At 47.6% G+C, this 26,043-nt stretch carries 26 protein-coding genes and 1 tRNA gene; 15 read left to right on the top strand and 12 right to left on the bottom strand.

Annotated elements, in window-relative coordinates:
* Positions 1-49: 49 nt before the first annotated feature.
* Entirely contained in the window at positions 50-865 is an 816-nt protein-coding gene (locus tag BDT_RS13105; protein WP_015091725.1) for an enoyl-CoA hydratase-related protein, read from the top strand.
* On the opposite strand, the gene BDT_RS13100 is transcribed toward BDT_RS13105, so the two are convergent.
* From BDT_RS13100 to BDT_RS13090, 3 genes are read right to left on the bottom strand one after another with little or no spacing between them, the layout of a single operon-like run.
* Positions 853-1,683, bottom strand: coding sequence for a DUF6279 family lipoprotein (locus BDT_RS13100; RefSeq protein ID WP_051026313.1), 831 nt, complete (start codon positions 1,681-1,683; stop codon positions 853-855). The genes BDT_RS13105 and BDT_RS13100 overlap by 13 nt on opposite strands.
* Positions 1,680-2,258: an inner membrane-spanning protein YciB gene (locus BDT_RS13095; protein WP_015091723.1), complete on the bottom strand. Its 579-nt coding sequence runs from the start codon at positions 2,256-2,258 to the stop codon at positions 1,680-1,682. The genes BDT_RS13100 and BDT_RS13095 overlap by 4 nt, the downstream gene beginning before the upstream one ends.
* Positions 2,255-3,610 (bottom strand): dihydroorotase, encoded by a 1,356-nt coding sequence (locus BDT_RS13090; RefSeq protein ID WP_015091722.1) that lies wholly within the window; start codon positions 3,608-3,610, stop codon positions 2,255-2,257. Before BDT_RS13090 ends, BDT_RS13095 begins: the two co-directional genes overlap by 4 nt.
* Positions 3,611-3,763: 153 nt before the next feature.
* On the opposite strand from BDT_RS13090, the gene BDT_RS13085 reads away from it, so the two are divergent.
* Positions 3,764-4,660 carry a hypothetical protein gene (locus BDT_RS13085; RefSeq protein ID WP_235046122.1) on the top strand — a complete coding sequence of 299 codons (897 nt, stop codon included), beginning with the start codon at positions 3,764-3,766 and terminating at the stop codon, positions 4,658-4,660.
* A gap of 5 nt (positions 4,661-4,665) precedes the next feature.
* Complete coding sequence (locus BDT_RS13080; RefSeq protein WP_015091720.1) at positions 4,666-5,391, top strand: HEAT repeat domain-containing protein; 726 nt, start codon at positions 4,666-4,668, stop codon at positions 5,389-5,391.
* Positions 5,392-5,421: 30 nt separating this feature from the next.
* Here the strand turns inward: BDT_RS13080 and BDT_RS13075 are convergent, their stop codons facing one another.
* The 4 genes from BDT_RS13075 to BDT_RS13060 all read right to left on the bottom strand — a co-directional run bounded on the left by BDT_RS13075 (position 5,422) and on the right by BDT_RS13060 (position 8,523).
* Positions 5,422-5,886, bottom strand: coding sequence for a hypothetical protein (locus BDT_RS13075; RefSeq protein WP_015091719.1), 465 nt, complete (start codon positions 5,884-5,886; stop codon positions 5,422-5,424).
* A gap of 59 nt (positions 5,887-5,945) precedes the next feature.
* A complete protein-coding gene (locus BDT_RS13070) occupies positions 5,946-6,398 on the bottom strand; it encodes a DUF4442 domain-containing protein (protein ID WP_148278971.1) in 453 nt (150 codons plus the stop codon).
* Positions 6,399-6,475: 77 nt separating this feature from the next.
* A complete protein-coding gene (locus tag BDT_RS13065) occupies positions 6,476-6,991 on the bottom strand; it encodes a hypothetical protein (protein ID WP_011165078.1) in 516 nt (171 codons plus the stop codon).
* A 92-nt stretch (positions 6,992-7,083) separates the two neighbouring features.
* Positions 7,084-8,523: a hypothetical protein gene (locus BDT_RS13060; protein ID WP_041577852.1), complete on the bottom strand. Its 1,440-nt coding sequence runs from the start codon at positions 8,521-8,523 to the stop codon at positions 7,084-7,086.
* Positions 8,524-8,737: 214 nt separating this feature from the next.
* Between BDT_RS13060 and BDT_RS13055 the strand changes: the two genes are divergently transcribed.
* A tRNA-Met gene (locus BDT_RS13055) sits at positions 8,738-8,814 on the top strand.
* A gap of 485 nt (positions 8,815-9,299) precedes the next feature.
* Here the strand turns inward: BDT_RS13055 and BDT_RS13050 are convergent.
* The 4 genes from BDT_RS13050 to BDT_RS19550 all read right to left on the bottom strand — a co-directional run bounded on the left by BDT_RS13050 (position 9,300) and on the right by BDT_RS19550 (position 12,181).
* The gene (locus BDT_RS13050) at positions 9,300-10,298 is read right to left on the bottom strand and encodes a hypothetical protein (protein ID WP_148278832.1); all 999 of its coding nucleotides are present in this window, start codon (positions 10,296-10,298) and stop codon (positions 9,300-9,302) included.
* Between the two features lie 418 nt (positions 10,299-10,716).
* On the bottom strand, positions 10,717-11,520 hold the full coding sequence (locus BDT_RS13045) for an IS3 family transposase (protein ID WP_235046334.1): 804 nt from the start codon (positions 11,518-11,520) through the stop codon (positions 10,717-10,719).
* 23 nt (positions 11,521-11,543) lie between these two features.
* Positions 11,544-11,921: a transposase gene (locus BDT_RS13040; protein ID WP_041577221.1), complete on the bottom strand. Its 378-nt coding sequence runs from the start codon at positions 11,919-11,921 to the stop codon at positions 11,544-11,546.
* A 38-nt stretch (positions 11,922-11,959) separates the two neighbouring features.
* Complete coding sequence (locus tag BDT_RS19550; protein ID WP_041577851.1) at positions 11,960-12,181, bottom strand: HEPN domain-containing protein; 222 nt, start codon at positions 12,179-12,181, stop codon at positions 11,960-11,962.
* A gap of 87 nt (positions 12,182-12,268) precedes the next feature.
* Here BDT_RS19550 and BDT_RS13030 point away from each other — a divergent pair, with 87 nt between their 5' ends.
* The 10 genes from BDT_RS13030 to BDT_RS12985 all read left to right on the top strand — a co-directional run bounded on the left by BDT_RS13030 (position 12,269) and on the right by BDT_RS12985 (position 24,214).
* Positions 12,269-12,646 (top strand): transposase, encoded by a 378-nt coding sequence (locus BDT_RS13030; RefSeq protein WP_041577221.1) that lies wholly within the window; start codon positions 12,269-12,271, stop codon positions 12,644-12,646.
* Positions 12,592-13,473, top strand: a complete 882-nt coding sequence (locus BDT_RS13025) for an IS3 family transposase (RefSeq protein WP_148278732.1) — start codon at positions 12,592-12,594, stop codon at positions 13,471-13,473. Before BDT_RS13030 ends, BDT_RS13025 begins: the two co-directional genes overlap by 55 nt.
* Positions 13,474-13,595: 122 nt before the next feature.
* Positions 13,596-16,799, top strand: coding sequence for an AAA domain-containing protein (locus tag BDT_RS13020; RefSeq protein WP_015091715.1), 3,204 nt, complete (start codon positions 13,596-13,598; stop codon positions 16,797-16,799).
* Between the two features lie 36 nt (positions 16,800-16,835).
* Complete coding sequence (locus tag BDT_RS13015; protein WP_041577850.1) at positions 16,836-17,981, top strand: winged helix-turn-helix domain-containing protein; 1,146 nt, start codon at positions 16,836-16,838, stop codon at positions 17,979-17,981.
* A 141-nt stretch (positions 17,982-18,122) separates the two neighbouring features.
* Positions 18,123-18,572 carry a hypothetical protein gene (locus BDT_RS13010; protein WP_041577849.1) on the top strand — a complete coding sequence of 150 codons (450 nt, stop codon included), beginning with the start codon at positions 18,123-18,125 and terminating at the stop codon, positions 18,570-18,572.
* An 11-nt stretch (positions 18,573-18,583) separates the two neighbouring features.
* Complete coding sequence (locus BDT_RS13005; RefSeq protein WP_015091711.1) at positions 18,584-19,042, top strand: hypothetical protein; 459 nt, start codon at positions 18,584-18,586, stop codon at positions 19,040-19,042.
* 10 nt (positions 19,043-19,052) lie between these two features.
* On the top strand, positions 19,053-19,493 hold the full coding sequence (locus BDT_RS13000; RefSeq protein WP_015091710.1) for a hypothetical protein: 441 nt from the start codon (positions 19,053-19,055) through the stop codon (positions 19,491-19,493).
* Between the two features lie 18 nt (positions 19,494-19,511).
* Positions 19,512-21,428: a leucine-rich repeat protein gene (locus BDT_RS12995; RefSeq protein WP_041577848.1), complete on the top strand. Its 1,917-nt coding sequence runs from the start codon at positions 19,512-19,514 to the stop codon at positions 21,426-21,428.
* A gap of 8 nt (positions 21,429-21,436) precedes the next feature.
* Positions 21,437-22,657: a hypothetical protein gene (locus BDT_RS12990; RefSeq protein ID WP_041577847.1), complete on the top strand. Its 1,221-nt coding sequence runs from the start codon at positions 21,437-21,439 to the stop codon at positions 22,655-22,657.
* Positions 22,658-22,666: 9 nt separating this feature from the next.
* The gene (locus BDT_RS12985; RefSeq protein WP_041577846.1) at positions 22,667-24,214 is read left to right on the top strand and encodes a hypothetical protein; all 1,548 of its coding nucleotides are present in this window, start codon (positions 22,667-22,669) and stop codon (positions 24,212-24,214) included.
* Here BDT_RS12985 and gstA read toward each other — a convergent pair.
* The gene (gene gstA, locus BDT_RS12980; protein WP_041577845.1) at positions 24,211-24,819 is read right to left on the bottom strand and encodes a glutathione transferase GstA; all 609 of its coding nucleotides are present in this window, start codon (positions 24,817-24,819) and stop codon (positions 24,211-24,213) included. The two genes, BDT_RS12985 and gstA, sit on opposite strands and share 4 nt — an antisense overlap.
* A 129-nt stretch (positions 24,820-24,948) precedes the next feature.
* Between gstA and BDT_RS12975 the strand changes: the two genes are divergently transcribed.
* A complete protein-coding gene (locus tag BDT_RS12975; protein WP_041578362.1) occupies positions 24,949-26,019 on the top strand; it encodes an NADH:flavin oxidoreductase in 1,071 nt (356 codons plus the stop codon).
* The last annotated feature ends 24 nt before the right edge of the window (positions 26,020-26,043 follow it).

Genomic DNA, 26,043 nt, shown 5'->3' with positions numbered 1-26,043 from the left:
ATTTGACATCTCCTAGGACGCTTGGGTAGCGTCGAGGGTAGGGGGAATCGTGTCTTTTTATTCTCAAGCTTTTACGCATCTTTCGGTTTCGCTTAAAAATCATACGTTGTGGGTTGCTTTGGCTAATCCAGAGCAGAGTAATGCTATTTCGCTGGAGATGGTGGATTCGTTGACTCGGGTTTTGAGGTTTGCGGATTTTGATTCCTTGGTGCGGGTGATTGTTATTACTGGTGAAGGGACTTCGTTCTGTGCTGGTGGTGATGTGAAAGCCATGCAAAATAAAACCGGCATGTTTGCCGGGGAATCGAACGAGCTTCGTATGCGGTACATGCATGGGATTCAGCAGATTCCCAAGTGTATTGAAGAGCTTTCCAAACCTGTGATCGCCATGGTCAACGGACCGGCGATTGGGGCGGGGTGTGATCTGGCGATGATGTGTGATCTGCGCATCGGGACTGAAAAATCCAAATTTGGGGAAACCTTCGTAAAATTGGGCCTGGTTCCGGGTGACGGGGGCAGTTTCTTCCTGCAGCGGGTGATTGGGTTTAGTAAGGCCATGCAGATGTCTTTGACCGGGGATCTGGTTTCAGGGGCGGAGGCGTTGAACTGGGGGCTTTTGAATTATCTGGTGCCTGTTGAATCTTTAACGGCGGAAACTGAAAAGCTGGCAGATAAAATTGCTGGCAATGCGCCGGTGGCGGTGCAGATGACGAAAAAGACCATGAAGATGGCTTACCTGAATGATCTGTCCACGATCCTGGATCTGGCAGCGGCTTATCAGGGGATCACTCAACGTACGGAAGATCACTTCAAAGCGCTGGAAGCGATGAAAGAAAAGAAAGCACCCGAGTTTCAGGGGCGTTGAGCGATCTTGTCCAGATCGTCGGCTCTGGATATCAGATTATCCCGCAGGACATTTTTTTGCGAAGTACTTAAGCCCTTCCAGAACTGCTCGGTCAGGAAGGTCTGGAAGGCGGCTTTGTGTTTGTTCAGGGCTTCGTTGAATTCCGGCAGGCGGCTGGTTTCATAGTCGACGAAATAATCAGCCACAAATTTCTGCAAGGCGCCGGGATTGTGGCTGGCTTCCAGGAAAAGTTTTAAGCTGTGTTCGCGGCTTTTGTTTTGCAGCTGCCACGGATAGGGGTTGGCTTTTAAAAAGTTTTCGATTTCGTCTTGTTGTTTGACTGAAATTCCGCCGATCCAGAATTCTAAACTGCGACGATAGCGTTTGTAAGAAGCTTTCAGCGACTTTTCCGGGGTCTCGTTGTTTTCCTGGGTTTCGGTGATGTCTTCGCGGACCTTTTTGGCAAAGTGCTCGAACTGCGATTTTTTCAGTTTGCCGACGGTTTTTAAAGCCGTGTCTTTGAAATAGTTTGTGCCTTTTTTGAAATAGCTTTGAATCTCGATAAAGTTTTTACTGACCAGGTCCTTGTTGATCTGTTCTTTTTTGATCTCTGGTTCCAGGCTGCGGAAGGTTTTTGCGACCTCGGGGAACATTTCTTTTCGCATCTTTGCGATGTCGTTTTGAATATTTTCTTTCAGCTCTGATTTTTGTTCGCTGGTTAGATCAAAATAGCGATCCGCGCGGGAAGCGGCCGTGATATCGGCCCAGCGAACGATCACGTCCAACTGGCCGCACCCGGTACATAGCAGTAAAATTAAACCCAAGATCAGATTTTTCATTCTGATCTTTGTTTTAGAACGATCCTTCGAAGCAGAACAGCCTCAATGACAAGATACAGAATAAAACTGACGGTCAGGCCGATGCCTTTTAATAGTGCCCAGTTGGTGGTGCTCCACTCTAAGGCCGCCCACGTTGCCAGGATGGCATGAATGGCAAAGAAAACACCCACGCGGAAGGTGATTCCCGCCATACGCGACTTGATGATATCCGGAAACTGCTGCCCCTGCTGTTCTGCAAGATAAACCAGTAAGGGCTTTTTAACGACCAGCGATCCCCACAGCACAATTGCAAAAGCCCCTTCCATCAAAGCGGGCTGAAGCTTAAACCAGATGCCTTCAGACGAAATCAAAGAAATCGCACCCAGCCCCAGCAACATCCCGTTGCCGATCCAGGTGATCTTTTGAACTTTCTTGTGTCGGTAAAGTTCCCAGATGATTTCACCCAAACCAAAAACCATCCCGGCAATCAGACCGGGAATGATTCCATAGTATTCTTCAATCAGGGTGAAGGCGATAACCGGCAGCAGGCCACCAAAAAACAGGCCCGCGGCGGTTTTCTTCGGAGCTGGATTCATGAACGGGTTTCCAGGAAGTCCACAGCCTGACCTTGGCTTGGTAAAACGACCTGATCATTTTCCATGACAAGTTTTCCGCCCACAATTGTGTGCGTCGGCCATCCGGTCACGTGCATGCCATGGAACGGAGTCCATCCGCAGCGGCTGGCGATCCAGGAGTTATCAATCGTCATTTCTTTTTTCAGATCCACAATCGTAATGTCAGCGTCGAAGCCCTGGCGCAGACGCCCTTTGTTTTTGACACCAAAGACGCGGCAAGGATTTTCTGTCACAAGCTCGGTGAACTTCATCAGTGACAAACGACCGTCATGAACGTGATTCAGCATGATCGGCACCAAAGTTTGCACGCCCGGAACGCCAGACGGACTTGCCGGGTACGGACGGTCTTTTTCTTCACGTGTGTGGGGCGCGTGATCCGAACCGATCACATCGACTGTGCCATCCAAAAGTGCTTTCCAGATGCGGTCCATGTGACGCTTTTCCCGGATCGGCGGATTTTGCTGGGCATAGGTGCCAAGCTTGTCATAGCAGTCGGGCGCATACAGGGTCAGATGCTGAGGCAAAACTTCAACAGTGGCGATGTCTTTGGCGTCCTTTAACAGATCCATTTCCTCGCCGGTTGAAACGTGCAGAACATGAATCTTGCGTCCGGTTTTTCGGGCCAGTCGTAAAAGCCGCGTGGTCGAGTTCACAGCGGTTTCCACATCCCGCCAAACCGGGTGATAATGGGGATCAGCCATATCTGAAGCAATGTGTTTACGCTCCCGCAGGCGCATTTCATCTTCACTGTGGAAAATGATGCGGCGGTGGCCACGTTTTAGGATTTGCTCCAGGGTTTCGTCATCCTCGACCAGCAAATTCCCGGTCGAGCTTCCCATAAAGATTTTTACGCCCGAGCAGTGAGGCATCAGCTCCAGTTCCGCGATATTGGCGACGTTGTCATGGGCTCCGCCGATGAAGAAGGCATAGTTGCAGTGGGCCCGGTTTTTCGCTCTTTGCAGTTTGTCTTCGAAGGCTTCTTTGGTGGTCGTGGAAGGGTTGGTGTTTGGCATCTCGAAGATGCTGGTGACGCCCCCTAAAATAGCGGCGCGGGTGCCGGTTTCAAGGTCTTCTTTGTGAGTCAGGCCGGGTTCGCGGAAATGCACCTGGCTGTCTATAACCCCAGGAAGGACGTGCAGGCCGTGGGCTTTGATGATTTTGAGGGCGGGCTCATTGATGGATTCGCGGATTTTTTCGATGCGTCCATCTGTAATGGCGATGTCGGCCTGTTGCTCGATAAGTCCACTTTCAGAGGGGTGGGGTAACAGGCAGATCCCGCCTTGGATGATCAGATCATAGGGCTTTTGAGACATAAGTATCACCTCGAGATGGTTCACGCTAACCCGAATACCTTCAAAGGTCCAGCATTGACGGGGCCCTTGGGATGGGTGAGAATTTGAATTGTGACAATTGAAAAATTTCTGTCCTTTTGGGATTTTCACAATACCTCGATCATTGAGGGCCTTTTGGGGCTCATCATCCTTCTTGCGCTGTTCTTGGCCTTCCGTGCCTTTTTCGCGAAGAAAGGTTCATCTTCAACCTCTGTAGAAAACGGTCAGGGTGTCGATGCAGCTCAGCTTGAGAAAACGCTGCAAAAGATCCTCGACAACCAGGCGAATGCTCCGGCGGCGAAATCCCGCCCGGCGGCAGACGATCTGGGCGTGGATGTTGAAATGGACGAATCCCCACTGACGACGAAGAAAGCGCAAGCCTCGGCGGCGTCGACTTCTTCAAGTGCGGATGCAGCGGCGGTGGCGGCAGAATCTGCAGCCGAAGTGGCGCAGTTGCGTTTGTCGTTGTCTGAAAATCATCAGAAAGTCGAAGAACTGCAGACTCAGTTGCAGGCAGCACTTGCTGCGGCGCAATCCGCACCAGCGGGTGGAGCTGGTGGCGGTGATGCCGGAATGTCTTCTGCTGAAAAAGAAGAACTTAACGGCAAGCTTCGTGATCTGGAAGCCCGCTTGGCCGAATATGAAATCATCAGCGAAGACATTGCGGATCTTTCCCGTTATCGCGACGAAAACGATGATCTGAAAAAACAACTCGAAGCCCTGAAGGCAGGAGCTCCGGCTCCGGCCGCGGCGGCACCGACACCAGCGCCACAGCCGACTCCTGAACCGGCAGCTCCGGCAGCGGAAGTGGCGGCCGAACCTGCTCCGGAAGCTTCGGCTGATTCTGGCGGTGGTTCTGAGTTGATCGATGATGACCTGATGAAAGAATTTGCAGCAGCGGTAGAAGGTCAGCGCGCTTTGGATAAGGCCGCTGAAAAAGCCGGTGATGGCAGCGAAGAAGCCGCCAAAAACGGAGATGAAACCAACCAGCTGATGAGTGAGTTTGAAAACTTCGTCACCAAAAAGAGTTAAAAGCTATGAATAAGATTCTTGTGGCCTCTGTTTTGATTGCGGGACTTTCTTCAAGTGCTTTGGCAGCAGGCCCCAAGGGTTCATCCAGCACTTTAACTTCGGCCATGGAACTGTTGAAGCTTCCTGGTGAAAACCGCCGCATGGTGGTCCAGGTTCAAGGCGAAAAATACTATTCCCAATTCGTATCTTTGGCGTTTAATGATTCTCAGCCAATGAGTGTCCGTTGGAAGGCTTTGATGGCAGCAGCGGAAGCTCGCGGCCCTAAATCCACACCGGACTTGGTGCGCGCAGGCGACTCCAGCCAGTGGTTCATGCGAAACGCGGCGTTGATTGCGCTGAGTGAAGTGAACACCGACGAAGCCCAAAAGCTTGCGCAAAAGCTGATTAAAGATAAAGCCCTGGTGGTTCGTTCCGCGGCGGTTGAGGTTCTGGAAAAGAACTCAAGCCCCGAAGTTCGTGACCTTTTGTGGGAAGAGCTGAATCAGAAATATAATTTCAAGAACGCCCACAGCCTGTGGATCCGTCATCAAATCGTGGATGTATTGGCTAAAAAACCAATGGATCGCGAGCTTAAGACCTTTGCGGGTCTGCTGTCAGATAACGACACAAGAGTTCACCTGCCGGCGGTGCGAGGGTTGGAACGCCTGACCGGGGTTCGACTCAGTGATAAGCCGATCAAGCAAACAGCCTTGGTCGACATGTGGAAAGACTATATTAAGAAGAATAACTAATAAAAAAGCCGGGGAGACCCGGCTTTTTCTTTATTCAGTGGCAGGTTCTGCCTCTGCGTTTTCGATTTGTTGCTTTTCATCCGCATTTTCTGCGGCTTCTTCCGAGTCCTCTTCGTTGGAAACGTCCGGTTTGGCTTTGGCCAGGTTGTCGTTCACCGAAGAAGGTGTTTTAGCCAGTACCGAGTTGCAGGCAGGTTTGGCGCGGAAGAAATGTTTCCACATCTCATCCCCTGGCTTGCCTTTGATTTCTGGATCTTGCAGTTCCGAACCCATGTAAGAGCTTGCGCCTGAATATTCTTTCAGACGTTTCAGGCGAGGGATCTTGCGTTCGCCATCACACTCGCCCTGGGAGGCCTTGCCCCCTTCGGCGATAAAGCTGAAGGCTTTGGGCGGAGTTCTTCTTTTCGCCAAAGCGGCAGAGCTTGGGGTCAGGATGGGTTGAAGCAGCAATACGCTTGCAAAGATCAGGGCTTTTTTGAAATTTGATTTCGACATATCAAAAAGCCTAGCAGGATTCTGCGTCGTCTAAAAACGAAAAAAAGTCCGTTCAAAATTTACGTTGCGGCTTGGCGTGGTTTGTCGGATTTTTTCCGAACATAAAGGGTCTTGCTAAGGGCTGCTACTTTGACGCCGTTCAGGTCAAAAATATCGGCCGGCAGGTCAAAGACGAACTTGTCTCCGTTTTTGGTTTTTTCGCGGATCTCGTTTAGCAGGTTGTCGTCGATGCGGAATTCGGCGATCAGATCGGTCTTGCCGGGTTTTAGGAAATCTATTTTAGCGGCCTTGTCCCAGACAATGTATTCAGATCCCAGGCTATTTAGTAACAGATACATAAAATGCGGGTCCGTCATGGAATAGATGCTGCCGCCAAACTGAGTGCCCACGTAATTGCGATTATAGAAACGAAGCTTCAAGCGCACGCGCAGGTATTTATAGTCTGACGAAATTTCTTCGACTTTGATGCCCGAACCCAGATACGGCGGATAGATGTTAAAGAACATCCTCATCACAAATGTCGGGGATCTTTCGGCGATAGAGCGCAGGAATTTAACCAGCACAGGGTTTCTCCTCGGATGCGGTCGACTTAGAAGCCGGCTTTTTTCAAAGCCTCGTTCACGATCAGTTCGCGTTCGATGCGATAGAAGATGATTTTTTCTTCCAGGCCGTCGGTTTCCATGGTTTCAGGTTCGCTGAAGAAGTCGCGCAGGATTTCCATGCGTTTTTCGATGGTGACTCGGGTGGATTCGCGGCCTTCGGTTTTGCCTTTGGCAAAGATCAGGGTCAGCTTATAACGAATCCCGCTGGAAGGCGGGCGCTGTTCGTTTGGTGGAATCCAGCCGTCAACACCCTTGATGTATTCGGTTTCAATAACGCCGGTGTCCTGATTTTCTTGTGCGATCGGGTACTTCAAAACCGCATGCGCCGCACGCCAGACATTATCGTAGGAAGCAAAGAAGACTTTTTGTTTGTTGATTTGACCCATGCGCTGGTGCGCAGACGGTTTTTTGTCAAAAAGGCTGCAACCCACAAAAGTGCATCCTGTGATAATCACAAGTCCCATCAGAACTTTTTTGGATAGAATGCGCGCTGGATTAGACATCTAAGAAAAATCTAACAGCATAAAAGCGCTTTTGAAAGGCTTTTTGGGCGAAAAAAAAGCCGCTTCGGGATGAAGCGGCTTTTGAAGATGTCTTAGAAGGAAACAGAACTATGAGTCACGTGGGTCGCAGATTCGATCATCGCAGGTCCCACCGGAGCCGTCGTTGCCGTCTGGCTTCCGACGAAGTTCACTTCCCAGCGTTTTTTGCCAGCCGGGGCAGAATCATTCGGCCACTGTGGCAGCTTCATGCGCTCAAGCCAGTTCTGGGCGTAAACTTCCCATTGCGGGTTTAGCACTTTCACTTTGGCAGAGCCTTGCACCACTTCTTCTTCCTTGGAAAGGACCGAATAAGTCGCAATCGGGTTCACACCATCAATTGTGTTAAATTTAGGCATCAGCAGTTCGCCCGCCTGCAGGGATGGATCCGGGATCAGTGGCAACATTTTAGGGGCTGCGCCCGCCGTGAATGGCAGAAGCGTCGCACTCATGCGGTCGCCACCGGATTTCATCTCGGAGGTTTTCTTCAATACGCCCAGAACCATCAGCTCAGATCCCGCCAGGGTGTTTAGAGCCATCTTTTTGTTGTTTTCGATCTTTTTCACGTCCGTGGGGATCAGGTAACCGGACTGATTAGCCACGCCGACAGCGATGAACATCTCATCCGAACGGAAGGTCGGAGCCATCACGTCTTGTTTGGTCGTGAAGTTCAGCTCGCGTGTAGGCATATCCAGACGGGTAGAGCCTGATTTTACTTCGATATCACGAACCGCGCCGCCGTTGATGGCAAAGCTGTTGATCAGTTCATAGAACTCAGCCCCGCCGCGAAGAGCGTCCACCGTGGATTTAAACGGGAAACGACCGCGAGCCGCAAAAACGCGGTTCACACCCGTATTACCGTAATAGATGCGATAGTTCGGTTTATCCAAAGTGATCGTGAACAGCGCGTATTTTTCGCTTTGGCGAGGCAGAGCGATGTTCGCTGGAACGTCGATGTCCTGACCCATGGCTTCGATGCGGTCGGACTGCGGGCTGATGACGTTGTTGATATCAAAGGACAGCAGCGCCATTTTAGAAAACGCCGGCATCACCAAACCGAAATCGACATAGCCGTCTTTGTCCTGAACCGGAAGGCCCGAGGTCACACCTTTGACTTCATATTGAGTGGTCGTTACGGATGCGCGCAGTTTGAAGGTCAAAGCGCCGGGTTCCTGACTCATATAAGTAGAGCGCACAAAGCCTGGGGCTTGAACGGTCACGGGCAGGGCTTGGTTCCAAGCTGCTGGCAGTTCCACCTGGCCGTTAGCGTCTGTGGTCAGGAAGTTCCCGCTGAATGGGGAGTTCAAAGCGTCGCCGATTAGAATTTGTGCATTTTTAATAGGCAGGTCGTCTACAGTGCGAACGGAAATGACGTTGGCACTTTGTTGCCAGAACAGGCCTGCGAAGCCTTCGGAATCACCGGTTTTTGGCGTTTTCTTGTCAGAACAGCCTGCAAGTAGCGCTGGGACGGCAAGCGCCATCATTAATTTCTTCATTAGTTCCCCCTCCGTGGTATGGAATCTGTCACAGTCTGTAATTGCATTGCGGAAAAGCCACACGGTCAAGACCTAAGGCGGGCTAAGCACGAAAATTTAAGATTCGAAATATAACGCAAAGCCCATTATTGACTTCCTGCGCGTTCACAACTAAAAATCTTGCTTCACGCAGACAAGTGGGGACTTCGTTCCTTATAAGTTGGCGTTACTGTGTGGTGGGGTAGCTCAGCTGGTTAGAGCAACGGAATCATAATCCGTAGGTCGGCGGTTCAAGTCCGCCTCTCACTACCAATTTTTTAAAACCCGGTTCAAGCCGGGTTTTTTTATGTTCAAAATTCGTGGGGTTGCGAGTTTTGTAGTCTTCTGTTTTTCCTGGCGATTCGCCAGCAAATGCCGCCAGGTAGCCCTCTTTATTTCTCTTTGAGCAGGAGCAGTTTACCTTTGTTTTCGATCTTGTCGATGGCGGTTCTATCAACCGTTGGAAAACCTCGCACCAGTATGTCTTAGAACGTGAGTTCCCGAGAACAGCAGATCAGTCTTTTTGAATGCTGGCTCGTACATATGTTTGGTTCTTCTGTATGCAAGCAAGCCTCCGTCATCAGTAAAGATCAGATCGCTTAAGGTCTATGCTCGAATGCAAAAGACTTAGTGAGAAGCGAATGGATTCCTTGGCTTTTTCGATTGAAAAAAGTATTGAAGCTTATTCAGCGCTACGCGATATGAGTTTTTAGCGGCCATCAACTGATTTTAATGATTTAAACATTCTCTGTTATTGCTCAAGAAAATTGAGATAGTAATTTCTCCCTGTTCAGCAGACTGATCATCGGATGCATTTTCTCTAGCATTTTTGTTTGATCAAAAGAATCTGGTGCATCGTCGAGAAATGCACACAAGCTTCTCAGATAATAGTCGATTTGTGAGCCCGAGAAATCCTTTTTGATTGTCTTAGAACCGTCTAAGAAGCGAATGACTCCATCTATACTTTTTCGGTTTCCTGAAAAGCCAAAATTGCCACAAATGTAATCAAGATTTTTAATTGGTATGTGCGTGCAGCACCAAATTAGGCAATCAATGAGGCAAGAAAAAAACTCCACTGATACGTACAGATCTCTATTCCCATGGCAGAAAATCTGGAGTTTCTCTGCGTAGTATAGTGGGGTCTTTTTAGACAACATTTCTTTGTACATATGTTCTGAACTCCAATCTAAATAGTGAACAGGAGAAAGAACGTCTTGGCCTTTTTTGAGGATACGGTTAAAAATAGACTGCTTTTTAAGATCACTATATGCAACTGATTCAGGAATCAGAGTTTCAATAAGCCAGATAAAGGCCTGAAAACAACTAATGAAATGGTTCGCAAAACCATCTCTGACAGCTTTTTCCGTCAAATGCGGAGACCAGTATATCTGGACAAGGCGACCCTCGTTTTTATAGTTTGGATATAATGAAAAACATGCGTCGAACTTATAAGCTCTTGGAATGTTGCAATTATATACATGAATGCAATCTCCCCCTGACTCGAGCTCAAAAAGTGTACAGCTCGACTTGTATCCATCTCTTGAATACCTTTTTATTTTTTCCCAGGCCTGTCTGTTAACATGTGCTAAACAGTAAGATTCAGAAGTTCTAGATATTCTTTCGAAACTGCTGGTTTTGTAGATTTCATCAATTGATTTTAGTTGATTTAGGAAAGGCTTTGAATAGTTGTCTACGATTTCACAAAGCTCCAAAATCTGATCTTTTGAAACTTCGAATTTAGGACCTTCGAAATTCAAAGAGAACCTGTTATTTGTGGATTTTGAATACTTGCTACTAAAACTTCGCAAGTGTGGAGCGAGATATAGATTTCCAAAAAGGTCGGTTATTATGGATTGTTGGTTAAATAAGAACGACACTCCATTCAATTTAATGTGCCTAAAGGTTATCTTACATGCTGCGGACATGGGGTTGTGTAAGGTAGGATAGAAACCATGAAGTTCGACGTGTTTTCCCTTCTGTGAAAATTCGAAGGGATATTCATCTCTATATTTTACTTCGGGGGCTTTGGTCGGAATATTGAGTTGAAGTACTCCAGTGAGTTCTGGGGGGAAAGTGCTAAGAATAGAATTGAAAAACTCTCTTATTAAGTGATAGTCGTTGGGTAAATTTATCTGCTTTCGCGGTTGGAGTGAACCCCGATTTTTTGGACACGGTTTAAAAGTTCACGGACCCTTTGTACTCGACCGGGCTCTTCATGCCAAGTGCTGAGTGCGGAGCAATATTGTTATAATCTGCAAACCACTGCGGCAAAAGCTTGAGAACCGTCTCTGCGCTGTCACAGTCAGCCTGATAAACGTAATCCCTTTTGATTGTTTTAACGAATGCTTCAGCCATGCCGTTGGATTCTGGGCTGTAGGCTCTGGTGTAACAGCAATTCAGATTTAACTCTTTGCCAAGATCCTTCACGGACTTCGCACGGTAAATTGACCCTCGATCTGACAACCACTGAATTTCGCGAGGACATCTCAATGACTCACCAAATCTCGCTTCAACAGCTTTAACCATCAATTCCTCTATGTCGGTAGCTGATAGCGGCTCAGTCCTAGCGACGTAAGCAAATGCTTCGCGATCACAACAATCCAAAGCAAACGCCACGAAAACTTTGTCGCCGTTAAAACAGCGGATTTCCATGCCATCTGAACACCAACGCAGATTCGGGAACATAGTCATAACAACTCCCGTATGTGGCCTTTTTGGCTGTGGCATTGTTTGTGGCAATGAAAGACCATTCATGCGCATGATTCTTTGAACACGCTTGCGATTGATCTTATTGCGACCATCAAGGGATCTTTGGCGATTCACCATCGTTGTCACCCGGCGGTAGCCATAGGTGGCTCTAATTGCAATAACGGCTTTGATTTCTTCTAAAATTATTTGATCGTCTGATTTTTGGTAATGGCGAGGCATGCCAATTTCCTCCTGAGAAACTGGTTCGTAATAAATTGAACTTCGGCTGATTTCGAAAACTTCTGCGATCTGACTTACTTCATACCGATTAAGCGCTTTGACTTCTTTGGCGGTTGAAGTGCTTTTAATATCGCTTTTTTTTGAACGATCTCCAGGCCATCTTTTAAGATGTCATTCTTGATCGTCAAATCGCCAACTTTAGCTTTGAGATTCTGATTCTCAGCCTTGAGTTTGTCGTTTTCTTCGATCAACTTTTGAATGTATTCCGCACTGATTGGGGATTCGTCTTTTTTGTGGTTCATTTGCCTCTTCCAACTATAAAGAGTGATAGCATGAACCCCGTATTTCCTGGCAAGCACTGGGATAGAAATTCCCTGGGAATTGTGCTCTTTGATGATTAATTGCTTCTTTTCCTGTGTAAATACTTTCCGTCTGTTAGACGTTGTTTCCATAAAGACCCCCTGGGTTGGGTGTCCAAATAAAATCGGGGTCAGGAACACGGTATTAGTTGACCAAGCTTAATTTTATATCGATTAGTGCCGGAAAAGTCAGTTAAAAAATATAGAGGTTCTAGTTCAGTTGAAAAATCAAAATCAATTTTTTCTATTAATTTTGATAGTACTTCAATGTCATGCGTGCCAGCAAATTTGACTTCGTGATGATTTAAGTATGCTTTAAGTATGCATTCTATGGCTTGTTGGCATTGTTCCATTACTTGAAGGCAATCAATCTCTTCGACCTCCAGAAGAATCTGTTCCTGACCCCGATTTTATTTGGACACCCAACCCAGGGGGTCTTTATGGAAACAACGTCTAACAGACGGAAAGTATTTACACAGGAAAAGAAGCAATTAATCATCAAAGAGCACAATTCCCAGGGAATTTCTATCCCAGTGCTTGCCAGGAAATACGGGGTTCATGCTATCACTCTTTATAGTTGGAAGAGGCAAATGAACCACAAAAAAGACGAATCCCCAATCAGTGCGGAATACATTCAAAAGTTGATCGAAGAAAACGACAAACTCAAGGCTGAGAATCAGAATCTCAAAGCTAAAGTTGGCGATTTGACGATCAAGAATGACATCTTAAAAGATGGCCTGGAGATCGTTCAAAAAAAAGCGATATTAAAAGCACTTCAACCGCCAAAGAAGTCAAAGCGCTTAATCGGTATGAAGTAAGTCAGATCGCAGAAGTTTTCGAAATCAGCCGAAGTTCAATTTATTACGAACCAGTTTCTCAGGAGGAAATTGGCATGCCTCGCCATTACCAAAAATCAGACGATCAAATAATTTTAGAAGAAATCAAAGCCGTTATTGCAATTAGAGCCACCTATGGCTACCGCCGGGTGACAACGATGGTGAATCGCCAAAGATCCCTTGATGGTCGCAATAAGATCAATCGCAAGCGTGTTCAAAGAATCATGCGCATGAATGGTCTTTCATTGCCACAAACAATGCCACAGCCAAAAAGGCCACATACGGGAGTTGTTATGACTATGTTCCCGAATCTGCGTTGGTGTTCAGATGGCATGGAAATCCGCTGTTTTAACGGCGACAAAGTTTTCGTGGCGTTTGCTTTGGATTGTTGTGATCGCGAAGCATTTGCTTACGTCGCTAGGACTGAGCCGCTATCAGCTACCGACATAGAGGAATTGATGGTTAAAGCTGTTGAAGCGAGATTTGGTGAGTCATTGAGATGTCCTCGCGAAATTCAGTGGTTGTCAGATCGAGGGTCAATTTACCGTGCGAAGTCCGTGAAGGATCTTGGCAAAGAGTTAAATCTGAATTGCTGTTACACCAGAGCCTACAGCCCAGAATCCAACGGCATGGCTGAAGCATTCGTTAAAACAATCAAAAGGGATTACGTTTATCAGGCTGACTGTGACAGCGCAGAGACGGTTCTCAAGCTTTTGCCGCAGTGGTTTGCAGATTATAACAATATTGCTCCGCACTCAGCACTTGGCATGAAGAGCCCGGTCGAGTACAAAGGGTCCGTGAACTTTTAAACCGTGTCCAAAAAATCGGGGTTCACTCCAATTCTTATAGAGAGCGAGATAACTATTTTGTAGTTGATATCGATAGTACCCAGCACAGGGCAATTGATAGCGCTCGAAAATCAAAAGCTATCGTGATTCAAGGTCCCCCGGGCTCAGGTAAGAGTCAGACTATTGTCAATTTAATTGCCGATTATCTGGCGAAAGGTAAGAAGGTCTTGTTTGTCTCAGAAAAGCGACCAGCCCTTGATGTCGTATATAATCGAATGAAAGGGGCGAATATTGAGTCACAAGCTGTGCTTATCCACAGCAGCGATCTAAATAAATCAGACCTATATAAATCATTTTTAGAAATGGCGGCAGCGGCGCCCTGTGAAGTAAGTCAGCGCGAATGGCATGACTTGACAGAGTCTCTGGATCATACCAAGAAAGAGATGAATGCCTATGCGGATGCGCTTTCTGCTGAGAATCAAAAGAGTGGATTAAGCCACTCAGATTTGATTGTTGCGACTTCTCTAGTAGATCAGAATTTTATTGTTCCCGACGTATACAGCAAATTTTCTCATTTAAATTATGAGAGGATTAAGCGTTTTTCACGCGATTTTGGTTTGATACAGGATCTTTTAAGTAAATGCTCCGACCTTCAAAATAGTCCGTGGATGTACAGGAAGCCTGATGTTGTAAAAACTAATATTCTGGAATTTAAACTTCGTGATCTCAAGAACTCGTTTGATTCCAGTATCGACAAAGTGAAGTCATTGAACGCGATTATGTCTGAGACTGCCGGAGATGTGTCAAATGATATTTATGAGGAAATAGGAAAGCTGCAAGATCATGGAGCTTTGCCTTTACAGTACGAGGCCCTCTGGAATAAGTCGAAAGATGACTTAAGGACCGCGCTAAGTACATTGATACTTTCACTCAAAGCCGCCTTGGCTCGGCTTGAGAAGCATAAAAGCTCATACTGTTCCATTGTTCCTGATGCTGATCCTGAGGTTGTTAAAGACCTTGAAGTGTACTATTCCAAGCCCAGGGGCATAATAGACTGGTTCTCGGGTGTTTATTGGCGACAACGAGACCTACGAAAAAACATTTGTCATGATTGGAATGGAACGAATCGACAGTTTGCAGGCTATCGAGAATATAGGGAGTCCTTTGATGAGTTGCACTTGTTGGCGGACTCTTTCAATTCTCAAGTTACTCTTGATGTAGATAAGCACACGGGAACTCGCGCATGGGTTGAGCAGCAAATCGGTCGTTTACAAAATTTAGAATTGTTCTTATCTAATGCAGACCTTAAGTTGACAGTAAAAATGAAGAATGCCGCATTGGGTTCTCTGGAGGGATTCAATGACACCGTCGGCGGCATATCGAAAATCAAGGCTGCGCTTCAAGATATTAAGGCCGTAAAGGAAGAAAGTAATAGAAGGTGGGCTGAACTTAACGACTATATTACGAATGTGCCGAGTTATGGTGATGATTCGGTGCGATCAGAGTTTGTTGGTAAGATGATAGACTCCCTGCCAGATCTCGAAGTAGTTGATAAAGCTGATCTCGAAATTCGTCGAATTGAGGATCTATTTGAAATTCAAGATTTGAAGGGGACGATCAACAAGTTCTTTAGTAAGGTCAAAGTCCGCTGGACGGATGTACTTGAATCCACGATGCTTAATATTTGGACAGAACAGGTTATTACCTCCGATCCAACTCTTAGATCTTTTAGTCGTGATCGTGTTGTTTCACTAGTGGATAGTTTCAGAAATTCGTCGGAAATGCACAAAAAGGGCTCCCAAGAGGCAGTCCATCAATCGTTTGCCATGAGATGGACTTCTTCTAGTGATCGTAGTGGCATTCCTTTGCTACGTCGGGAGGCTGAAAAGCAGCGAAAAGTTCTTTCCCCAAGGGAAATCATGGAAAAAGGTGCTCTTGCAACCATGATGCAGTTGAAGCCATGTTGGTTAATGAGTCCTTTGAGTATTAGTCAGATACTGCCTCTACAAAAGGGGCTATTTGACGTTATTATTTTCGATGAAGCATCGCAAGTTAGGGTTGAGGATGCAATTCCTTCAATATACCGGGCTTCGACGATGATTGTTGTCGGTGATAATAAGCAGATGCCTCCTACTAACTTTTTCTCAGGAGGCGTAATCGATGACGATGAAGATGATTTTGAAATCGAACCTAGTGTGCTGGATCTGGCTTCGATGGTATATCCGTCGGTTCTGTTAGAGTGGCATTATCGGAGTAAATCAGAATCTTTGATTGCATTTTCAAATCGAGCATTTTATGGCGGGAAACTTATTGCTGCGCCTAATCCTCAAATGATGACGGCCGGAGGAGCATTAAAGTTCAACCTTGTGCAAAATGGCTACTTTACGACAAAGAGTGGTAATGAGACCGAAGCAGAGGTTTTGGTTGATGATTTATTTGAGCGTATTAGGTTAAACCCTGATAGGTCCTATGGCGTGATTGCTATGGGTCAGAAACAAGCGAATGCAATTGATGAAGCTATCGAGAAAAAAATAGATCGAGACCCGGAGGCTCGTCGTCTTTACGAAAGAGCTCTTGCATTTAAAGATGGCGAATCTGACGCCGGCCTCTTTGTGAAAAACCTTGAAAACGTACAAGGGGATGAGCGAGATGTTATTATTCTATCAGTGGGTTACGCGCCAGCCGCGCCCGGAAAGAAGCTCAGAATGAACTTCGGTCCCTTGAGTAAGAAAGGTGGCGGTAGGCGGTTGAACGTTGCGGCAACACGTGCGAAGTCTGAGATGCATGTGTATTGCTCATTTGATCCAGGGTCTATTCCTGTCGATGAAGAATCGTTCTCTAAGAATCCTGATCTTTGTGTTTTTGGTAGATACCTCACTTACTCGAAGGCTGTCTCCGATCAGAATTTGGAGCTTGCAATGGATATTCTTAATTCCTTCCCGATTGCTGGTACTATAACGAATCGAAAATCTAGTAGATTTGCTTTGGATGTTAAAAGGCGTTTGGAAGAGAACGGTCATAAAGTTAGTGCTGAGATCGGTAGTAGCGGATTCTTTATTGATTTGGGTATTCACCACCCGGTCATTCAGTCGAATTTTGCACTTGGAATTGAGTGTGACGGTGCAATATTCCATTCTACGCCATATGCCAGGGACAGGGATAAGATTCGAGAGGCGCTGTTAAAGTCTCGCGGTTGGAAGATTGAGAGAATTTGGTCACAGGATTGGTCGCGTGACTGGAGAAGCGAAGTTATAAGAATCGAAAGGGCTTTGCTGGGAACGGATAAGATCTCTCCTCCGGATACCCCTATTGGAGAAGTTCTTAAGCTTGTTCAGGAAGAAGAATGATGGTGTAATTGTATTTCGTCTGCTAAAGGTATGGGTATGTCACTGTTGATACTATCAAAAGATCATACCCAGTCCCTCTGGCTCCAATCCCAGGGCCTGACCGAACCCAAACCCTTCGGCCAAGGCCCCAAAGCCACCGTTAAAGCCATCAAACATCTGGGCTATGTTCAAATCGACACCATCAACGTGATCGAACGCTCACACCACCACATCCTGTTTTCACGCATCCCAGACTATAAACGCTCGCACCTGCACCAGGCACAAAGCAAAGATAAGACGATCTTTGAATATTGGACCCATGCCCTGGCCTACGTCGCCACAGACGACTTTAAGTACTTCATCAACGACATGAACCGCCGTAAGGTCAATCCGTCAGAATGGTATTCTTCCGTCACCGAAAAAGACGTGAAGGGGATTTTAGCCACCATCAAAAAACAAGGCCCCATCAGCATTCGTGATGTCACTGATGACGTGCTGGTCGAAAAGACTCACGCGTGGGCTAGCAAGAAGCCGTCAAAGAAATTCCTGCAATGCGGATTTAACGGCGGCGACCTGGTCATCGCCGAACGCCAAGGCATGCTTAAAAAGTACGACCTGACCGACCGTCATTTTGCCTGGGACAAGCGCCCCAAGGCCGCCACACCCGCGGAAGTCTACGAATACTACATTGACCGGGCCTTGCGGTCCCAAGGTGTGATCAGCCTTGATTCCGCAGCCTACATGGCCAAAGCGCCATTTAAAAAAGAAATCCTTAAGCGCATCGAAGCCCGCGTAAAAAAGGGAAGCCTTGTCCCGGTCCAAATCAAAGATCTTGAAAAACAGGCCTTTTGGATCGAAGCAAAAATACTTGATAGCGAAATGCCTGAAGCCAACGACATGACCCACATCCTGTCGCCGTTTGATCCTTTGGTGATTCAGCGCAAACGCTTTCACATGTTCTTTGATTATGATCATCGTTTTGAAGCCTACGTCCCGAAAGAAAAACGCAAGTACGGCTATTTCGGCTTGCCGGTGATCATCGGGGATCAGGCCGTAGCGGTCATTGACCTCAAGACCGATCGGCAAAACCAAGAGCTTCTGATCCAACAATGGAGCTGGCTGGGTAAACACAAATCCAAGGCCAATAAAGAGAAAATCGAAAAAGAGCTTCATCGTTTCGAGAAGTTCCAGCTTGGAAAATAGCCCATTTTGTCCGTCCCTTTTCTCGGACGGGTTCCGGAATTTCAGACATTTCGGGTCTTAAAACGAAATAAAGCTGTCCTCAAGTCCCAAATACGGGGTCTTCACCTTGCAAAAGGGTCTTCCTGAAAAAAAGGAGACCCCATGAAGTCATTCATTATCTTTGCAGCCACCATCCTGACGGCGATATCGGCCCGAGCCACGTCCGGGCGCTGTTCGATGGAACCTATGACCATAGAAAAAGCCCAGGCCCGGGTGGCTTGGCTTAGACGTTGTCTTGATGAAAACAACGGGGCCTTTCTGATTTTCACTAAAGAAAACGCCAAGTACTTCGGAACCGAGGTCCGTGCCAACTCCGTGATGATGGCCACTCGAGTGAACTATCCGATCTTTGGTGACGACCAACAAAACTGGGCTCCAGGAGACGTATGCCGGGTTCCTGAAGAAGTCCGATTTCTTGCCGTTTGCGAAGTCTCGGTGTCTGAGAAAGTCGTGATGCCCAATCCGTTCCCCCCTCAAGAAAAGAAGCCGGAACCTAAACTTAAACCGCAGCGTCCTCCCAGAGATATTTGTCCCCCTCGTCTGTGCCAGTAAAAGGAGCTCGCATGAAAGCACTTATTTTTAACACCATTATTTTGCTGTCAGCCACTTCCGCGAAGGCCGCTTTCGAAAGATGCACTGTGGAACAATTGACGGTGGCGCAAGTAAAGGCTCGCATTGCTTGGCTGAATCGCTGTATCCAGGAAAACAACGGCTCTTTCCTGGGGCTTTCCAAAGACGGTGCTCAGTACTTCAGTGTCAAGGAAGTCGGGACCGACACTGAGTCGACCGCCACCGTGAACTATCCGGTCTTTGGAGATGAGGAACGCAACTGGGCACCCGGAGAATTGTGTCTGGCTCCCGAGGACGTCAGGTTTATCGCGGTTTGCCAGTGGTCTGTGACGGAGAAAGTGGTTCCTCCTCCGGCGCCAGTTCCCGCTCCGCCGGCACCGGCCCCAGAGCCTGCTCCATTTCCTAAAGAAGAGCGGCCGCGGGCAGATATTTGTCTTCGCCTAAACTGTTAATGGAGAACTTATGAAATCATTTATTTTTACTATCACAATTTTGCTGGCGACGGCTTCCGCCAAAGCCTCTTTTGAAAGATGCTCTGTCGAAAAGCTGACGGTCCCCCAGATTCAATCCCGCATTGCCTGGTTGAATCGTTGTATTGAACAAAACAATGCTCAGTTCTTTGGTTTCACCAAAGACAGCGCTCAATACTTTGGCGTCAAAACCGAGCAAAATTCGACCGAGTCAACCACCGCGGTGAATTACCCCGTCTTCGGTGATGACGAGCGAAACTGGGCCCCCGGTGAAATTTGCCGAGTCCCGGAAGGTGTCAAGTTCGTGGCGGTTTGTCAGTGGTCAATGACTGAAAAGTTGGCGCCGCCACCGAAGCCCGCACCATCGAAAAAAGAAAAAGAATACTATCCGCCACCCAAGCGCCACGAAGTCTGTCGAGTCCAAACCTGCTAATAAACTAACGGAGATTATATGAAAACGAACTTACTGAAAAAAATTAAACTAGGAATGGCGGCCGCCTTGATTACGGGGGCGGCCCCAGCGTATGCAGAAACAATCACCAAGCTTTCTGAACAGGGCTTTTTGGGATCTGGTTTTGATTCTGCCACTCAAACGTTCAAAGTGCCTTGCGTAACTGGAACCTTGGCCTATGTGGGCAGTTCCAACGGCTACGTAGGTGTTGAAGCGGGTGTCAGCCAAGAGCGCCTGTTGACTGAACTGGGTATGGCTATCGGAGCGGATATCTCTTTGGATATTATCTCTGCCGGTGGGGCTGCGAACTTCACAGGCAGCACCGCCAATACGTCGAACTCGGTTTCAGCGGCTTATGTTATCAGTGCGGCCGGGAAAAACGCTGTTTTGCAGAACCTGACGTTGACTCAAGCGGGGAAGGACGCGGTCAGCAAAGGCAACGTCAAACAAGTCTGCGGTGACAGCTACATTCGTTCTTTGGCACTAGAAGCAAAGCTTCTGATCAACGTGAAATTTACGTTCACCTCCAGTGACTTGAAGGCTAACTTTCAGTCCGACGCCAATGCCAACATCATGGATATCATCAAACTGAACGGGCGCATGAACGCCGCCGTTCAGAAATACGGCCGCGATGTCAAGTTCACCGTTACGGCAGTTCAGGTGGGTGGGGACGTTTCAAAACTGGCTAACATCCTAAAAGGTGTTGAAACGTCTGAAGAAAAAATTAAAAAAGGCGTCACGGCGCAGATCTTTAAGTGCGATATCGAAAAATACGAAGCGTGTTATGAAGCGATTTCTCAGATGATCAATTATGCGACCGAAGAAGGTGGCTTTTCGTCTCAGCTAAACAGCATGACTTACCAGCCTCAGAAGTCTGACGGTCCGGCGTGGATGCAGTATGGTTACACCAGCTATGCCAATTCCGAGGCCCAGGAGCTGAGCAGCGAAGTCACCGATATCGGCGAAGACATCAAACAAAAAAGAAGATCCCTGGTTCGCCAGTATCTGAAACTGAGCGCTGACTTGGGTCGCACTCAGGATTTACTGGATATCAGTATCGAACATTCTGAAGAAAAAGCTCGCCTTCAAACCCTCCAGTCCGTGATTCGCGACAACTTTGACGTTGTTCAAAACGCGATCAAGATCTGCCGTGAAAATCCGGATTCTTGTGTGAATGCCTTTGCCGGTATGACGGAAAAGTTGAAGTTCTATGATTCCCGTGAAATCACGAAAATGATGACCTTTGAAGACTATTGCGGTCTTTCCGACGAAAATTCAGTGACGAAGGACACGGTGAAAGCCATCCGCACGGCCGCGAAGATTTCAGAAAAGATGTCTTGCGGCCAGGCCTTCCGTTACCTGCAGGATCTGCACAAGCTGAACCTTGCAAGCACCAAGATTTCATCCTTGGAACCTTTGCGTGGCTTGAAATCCCTGACGTCTTTGGATATTTCCGATAACGAAATCTTTATGCTGGACGGGATCGAGAATCTGAAAAGTTTGGAGGTATTGAACATGCACCATAATCGAGTGATCAATATCGACAAACTGAAAGAACTGCCAAATCTGTCGCACGTGAACTTTGCCAATAACAACGTCAGCAATTTGTCAGCGCTTTCTGCCATGAGCCTTGTATCCATTCGCGCTTACGGAAACCCGCTATCAGAAAAGTGGAATCATGAAAATCACGGTATCCAGAACCATATTATCACCAACAATCGTGCCTGCGATCTGCTGCGCCAGACGATGCTTCATCAAGGTGTGGATATCCGTCAGGCCGAAGCCCTGAACACGGCGCCGATCTTTAAGGTTCCTGGTCAGTTCGGTAACTCGAATGTGGAAGGCTGGTACAGCTGTGATGACGCTGTTGTTGCGGTCAAGGTTGAACCCGCTTTCTGGGACAACCTAGCTCAATAGGACGAATTATGAATGCTCAGGCACTTCTTGTTAATATTCTAGCGTTGTCGCTTGTGGGAATATCCTTGCCAGCGTGGGGGCAGACTGTCCCCCGCGCTGAACAAGAAGCCTGGGCCTTGGGAACTGGTTACGATTCCAAATCCAAAGAACCCCGCGCGCGATGTCTGAAAGGACGGGTTCATTACCGGGGCCTGTCCGAAGGGCAGCTGCAACTGACGACGAATCTATCTTTGAACGGGATTAAATCTTCTTTGAGCGGGAAGGTCTCTGCCGAAATCAACGCCGTCGTATTGGGCGGCAGTGCTTCGGCCTATACGTCGACGTCCTATGAAGACGGGGCGATGGCGGGTTCTACGGGCTTTAAATATGAAATGCGTGGTAAAACAGCTGCATTGATTGATTATGAGCTTACCGAAATTGGCAAAAATGCCCTGGCACTGAATGACCCCAAAGCTTTTGAAGAAATCTGCGGCAACAGCTTTTTGGACAGTGCTGACATGGGTGGGGTGTTGCTGGTTCATAATCGCCTTGATTTGTCTAAAAAGTACTTTCGTAACCAGATCGACATTAAAACCGAAGTCTGCGTCCTGGGGATTTGTAAATCCGACTCGGTGACGGTGGTAAATCAAAAGTTGCAGGAAAACACCCTGATCACGACAACTGCCACCCAGCTTGGCGGGAACAAAAGCCGACTGCCGCAGTTTGAAATCAAAAGCTGCCGAGTGGACAATGTTGAACCATGCCGGGATATCGTAAATCAAATTTTAGACTATGTGAACGGCCCCGAGGGTTTTGCCGCCCAAATGGCGTCTTTGGAATATAGTGAAGACAATCTTGAGGAGTCTCCGATACTGCAATACAACCTGGATTCTTATGCCAGAACAGGGTTGCTTCCATCCTATTGGAGCTTAAGCGAAACGGGAGGTGCAGACCCTGAATTCATCGAGCAATTTATCGAAGTCCAGTCCGCTGTCCTTAAAAGACAGGCTCGGGCTGAAATCCTGCTGGCCAATGCAGAGCTGGAAGTGAATCACCAACGCTCAGTTCAGCAGTATTTGAACTTTGCTAAAAGTGCCTCCCGCAAGATCGCAAGCCTTATGAACCGCTGTCAGAAAAATCAGTCCTGTATTTTGGAAATTGGCATGGCTAAGAACCTTTATCAGCAATTGGTTGGACAAGACATGGTCCTTGAATTGCAAGATTCAGAGATGTTCAAAAGCACGAGGTAGTGACCGCCTATGAATTATCTAAAATACTTTCCAGTTCTTCTTACCTTTCAATTGCTGATCGGCTGCGGTCAGCCCCCACGCAATCATCATATTGATTTTAACTATGATCAGGCATTTTTAACCGAAACCCGTCGCAACATTCCTGACAATCTGGCTTTGGGCCGAAGTTACAATGTCTTGACCGGAGAAGTGGGACGTCAGTGCGCAACGGGAGGTAAAATCTCGCAAGGTGAATTGGTTCTGAAAAACAGCCTGAATCGCAACCTGTCTCCGGATCAAGTTTATGAGCTGCTGGGATTTAACCAGGGTCAATATCCCAATCAGAAGACTTTTTTTTCTGGCAGTTCCGTGGATAGATTTCTGCTGCCGGCGAAAGAGTCTTTCCGCCGGATCTTTTTTTACAGTCTTTCCTTGCGGGGCCTTTCCCTTCGCTTAGAGAAAGCTCATCTTGACGATAAAAATTGCCAGCAAGCCTATATCGATAGCCAAAACCTTGGCGCCGATATTTTGGTGAAAGTGGATATGTACTTTAAAAACCGTCAGTCGGCCGATCTTTTTGAAAGCCAGGCTGATGGCAGCTCGCTCAAATCTTTATTCCGCGTTTTACAGCAACATAAAACCTTGGATGGATTTATGGTGTCTGCCCTGCAGTGGGGTGGGGATCCTCAGCAGTTTATTACATTTACCTCCAATGAACTGAAGGGCCTGGCTCAGTGTAATATGCAGGCGGATCTGAACGCCTGTGCTGCCATTTATGAATCACTGACAAGCTATGCGCTGAACAAACAAACCGGCTTGTTGCATCAGGTTCTGGCTGGTGGGGCGTCGTCTTCCATTGTATCTTTTGACTGGAAAGAACTAAAAAGTCCGCTCTTTAACCCGCAGGAAGAGCAGACGTTGCAACGCTTGAAAGTCCTTTCCGAGGATTATCGCAAGCTGCAAGTGACATCCGGGCAAATGGAAAGCTGGCAAAGTGTTGTCTCTGTCCCTGCGGCTTATCGCGAGATGTGGGACAAAACCAAAGAAAACGTCAATCAAGCCAAGGTTGGGATTGAGGATCAGGTTCTTGCTTGTTTCCAAAACCTGCAAACTTGTGACCTCAACCTGCCGCCGGTTTCTATAGCCTTTCCAAGAGTTCCGACTTTCATGTACTGGTGTCAAAACTCCAACGACAAAGTATTTCAAACTTTGACGGAGAAATTTGCGGGAAGTTGTGGGGCGGCCTTTCAGTACCTGAACGAAAGCCCCCGTGTGGATCTTTCTAAGATGGAAATCGAACATCTGGATTTTCTGGAAAACTTGCCTGAAAAAGAATTCATCAGTCTTAAAAGAAATAATATTTCAGATGTGACGGCGTTGCAGACTGTTACAGGGGTGGAAACCCTGGATCTTTCAGAAAACTCGGTCGGGGATTGGGCTGCGGTGTCAGCGATTCCAAAATTGAAAAATCTGGTGGTGAGTGAAAGTGATTTTCTGATTTCGGTGGCAGCAGAAAAGTGCCCGGACTATAAGGTTTGGGCTCACGGAAATGTCCTTGAGCCCAAATGTGCTAACTAAAGACGGATGCCTTCTGCCGCAACCGCTTCTTTCACGGAAGCGCGTTCTGCCATTTTAGCCATAAGGCCTTGGATGCCCTTGTGGTTTGTCGTGTCGACATGAACCAGGTTCGTCCAGCGAAGAACGTTGTAAGCGTAAGCATCAACGACAGAGAAGTTTTCACCCAACATATAGGCGTTGCTCAGAAGGTGCTGATCCAAGACGCCCAGACGCAATTGGATTTTTGCCTGAATGGCCGCTTTGGTTTCGTCGTTCATGTGTGCAGAATTGAAAAGGGAACCAATACCCTTGTGCACCTCAGTCGCGATAAAGTTCAGCCACTCCATCGCCTTGTAGCGCTCCATAGTGCCGAATTTCGGCAAAAGATTTTTGTCTGGAGCCTGATCCGCGATCCACTGCAAGATCACCGCACCTTCCGTCATCAAATGACCGTCAGGCAGTTGCAGGGCAGGGATGTAACCTTTTGGGTTTACTTTTTTGTAGTCGCCGCCAGCGTATTCTTTGTTTTTCAGATCAACTTTAACCATTTCGAAGTTCATGCCGGCTTCACGCAACGCGATTTGAGAAGCCAGGGCACAGGCACCAGGAGAATAAAACAGATTCATTTTCAGATTCCTTTGCATGATAAATGCGATTTTGCGTTAAAATGTACCACTTACTGTTACATAAGGGCTTCCAATATTGCAACAATAATAGTAACATTAATGCTTCATCTGTCCGTCAAAGGAGCATTCTTGAATACCCACTCACTTTTTCAACCCTTCCAATTTAAAGGCTTAAACCTTAAAAACCGCATCGTCATGGCGCCGATGACGCGTCAAAAATCACCGAACGGTGTGCCGACTGAAGACGTCGCTAAGTACTATCAGCGCCGCGCTGAAGGCGACGTGGGATTGATTTTATCTGAAGGCACCGTGATCAATCGTCCGGCTTCTTCCAACGAAAAAGACGTTCCGCATTTTTATGGTGAAAAATCCCTGACCCAGTGGAAAGAGGTCATCACGGCCGTTCACCAAGCAGGCGGCAAGATGGCGCCACAAATCTGGCACATGGGTAAAATGAAACCAAGCCAGTCCGGCTGGTTGCCACCGAGCCAATTTGAAGGCCCGGCCGAGATGACAGGCGAAGACATTCAAAAAACCATCAACGCTTATGCGCAAGCCGCCTTGGACGCCAAGAACCTGGGCTTTGACACCGTTGAACTTCACGGGGCCCATGGCTATCTGATCGATCAATTTTTCTGGCCAGGTATGAATACGCGTACTGATCGTTTTGGTGGCAGCACAATTACAGCGCGAAATACATTTGCCGTTGAGGTGGTGAAAGCCGTTCGAGCCAAAGTCGGCCCGGACTTCCCGGTGATCTTGCGCCTGTCGCAGTGGAAACAACAAGATTATAACGCCAAGGTCGCAACGACTCCGAAAGAAATGGAAGAATGGCTGCTGCCACTTTCTGAAGCGGGTGTGGATATCTTCCACTGTTCTCAAAGAAGATTCTGGGAGCCTGAGTTTGCGGACTCTGATTTGAACTTTGCCGGTTGGGCTAAGAAAATCACCGGCAAGCCAACGATCACTGTGGGCTCTATCGGCCTGAGTGGTGGAGACTTCTTAAATAGCTTCCGCGGGCAGGGCGCCGAGGTCGGTGGTCTTGATGAATTGACCCGTCGATTGGATCGTGGCGACTTTGACCTGGTGGCGGTGGGCCGCGCTCTGTTGACCGACCCCCAGTGGGTGAAGAAAGTAAAAGACGCCCGCACGGGCGAGCTGAAAGGCTTTAACCCGGCCGACCTTGCAGTTCTGACATAGGTTCTGGGTAATTCCGTGAAAATG

The sequence above is a fragment of the Bdellovibrio bacteriovorus str. Tiberius genome (genome assembly GCF_000317895.1).
GTDB lineage: Bacteria > Bdellovibrionota > Bdellovibrionia > Bdellovibrionales > Bdellovibrionaceae > Bdellovibrio > Bdellovibrio bacteriovorus_F.
Note: the sequence above shows the minus strand (reverse complement) of the source record. Positions and strands in the feature narration are given on the sequence as shown.